General features: G+C 70.0%; 1 protein-coding gene and 1 pseudogene. One reads left to right on the plus strand and one right to left on the minus strand.

The features are described 5' to 3' along the window. Nucleotides 1–37 precede the first annotated feature (37 nt). Complete coding sequence (locus G6045_RS40495) at nucleotides 38–667, minus strand: class I SAM-dependent methyltransferase (protein ID WP_165337248.1); 630 nt, start codon at nucleotides 665–667, stop codon at nucleotides 38–40. 36 nt (nucleotides 668–703) lie between these two features. On the opposite strand from G6045_RS40495, the pseudogene G6045_RS40500 reads away from it, so the two are divergent. Then, nucleotides 704–1,589, plus strand: a pseudogene (locus tag G6045_RS40500) (IS5 family transposase).

A 1,589-nucleotide genomic window follows, 5' to 3' on the forward strand; every position in this document is an offset into this window, starting at 1 on the left:
GTGCGCCGACCGTCTGGCGGGTAGCGCCGGGCAGGACCTACGAACGGCGGGCCAGCAGGTGGGCGTCGAGGAAGCCCCGTTCGGAGGCCGGATCGTGAAGCAGCCGGGCGAAGGGAACGAGCCCGGCATCGGCCAGCAGTTCGGCGAGGCGATCCGTCGGCCAGCTGTAGGCAGGTGCCACCTTGTGGTCGAACCGGAGCGGCTCCGGTCCGTCGGTCCCGAAGAAGGAGACCAGGAGCAGGCCACCCGGCGCCAGGACGCGTACCTGCTCGGCGAGCAGCTCCGGCAGTTCCCCCGGAGGGGTATGGATCATCGAGTAGTGGGCCAGTACGCCACCGAGCGCGCCGTCCTCGATCGGCAGGGATTCCATCCGCGCCTCCTGGAAGCGCAGCGCCGGATGGGCCCGCCGGGCGTGGTCGATCATGCCGGGGGAGAGGTCGAGTCCAAAGGCGTCCAGGCCCAGTTCGTGCAGCATGGCCGTCAGATGTCCGGGCCCGCACCCGACGTCCGCTGCCCGCAGGTTGCCCGTCGCGCGCACCAGTTCGGCGAAGGTGCCGATCATGGCCCGGGCGAACGGCTGTGTCTCCAGCCGGTCTGCGAACAGCGATGCGTACAGCTCGACGACTCCGTCGTAGGCCGCCCTGGTCTCGTCCTGATGATTCGCCACGGGCAGGACTCTATAGCCGGTCTGATAATTGATCTCGTGGCAGGTCGAGGTGAATTGACGGATGCGGCATGGGGGCGAATAGAGCCCCTGTTGCCGCAGGTGGACCGACGCGGCCGTCCGTGGCGTGATCACCGGCAGGTGGTCAACGGGGTGCTGTGGAGGCTGCGGACCGGGGCTCCTTGGCGCGACCTGCCCGAGCGGTACGGGCCGTGGCAGACCGTCTACGAGCGGTTCGCCCGCTGGGAGGCTGATGGCACCTGGGCGAAGCTGCTGGAGCACGTCCAGGTCCGTGACGACGCGGTGGGCCGGGTGGAGTGGACCGTCGCTGTCGACTCCACGGTCAACCGGGCCCACCAGCACGCCGCGGGCGCCCGTAAAAGGGGGACGCGGACGGGGACGAACTGGAAGATCCGGGCCGCTCGCAGGCGCGCCAGGCCCTCGGCCGGTCCCGGGGCGGGCTGACCACTAAGGTCCACCTCGCCGTCGACGGCCGGGGTCTGCCGCTGTCGATCGTGCTCACACCCGGAAACGTCAACGACGCCACTGCGCTCGCCGAGGTCCTCGACAAGATCCGCACCCTGCGCGCCGGCACGGGCCGCCCGCGCACGACACCGGACCGCGTGCTGGGTGACAAGGCCTACTCCAGCAGGGCCATCCGCCATCTGCTGCGGCGTCGGGGCATCGCCGCCACGATCCCCGAGCGCCGCGACCAGGTGGCCAACCGCCGACGCCGGGGGCGCCTCGGTGGCCGACCACCCGCCTTCGACAAGGAGACGATGCTTCGCCCGCCTCAAGCAGTTCCGTGCGATCGCAACCAGGTTCGACAAGCTCGCAGACCGCTACCGCGCGGGAGTTGTCCTGGCCTCCCTGATCCTCTGGCTCCGTGAAGCGGCCAGGTGATCATTTGTCAGACAGGCTCTAG

The organism is Streptomyces mesophilus, from assembly GCF_011044995.1.
Taxonomy (GTDB): Bacteria; Actinomycetota; Actinomycetes; order Streptomycetales; family Streptomycetaceae; genus Streptomyces; species Streptomyces mesophilus.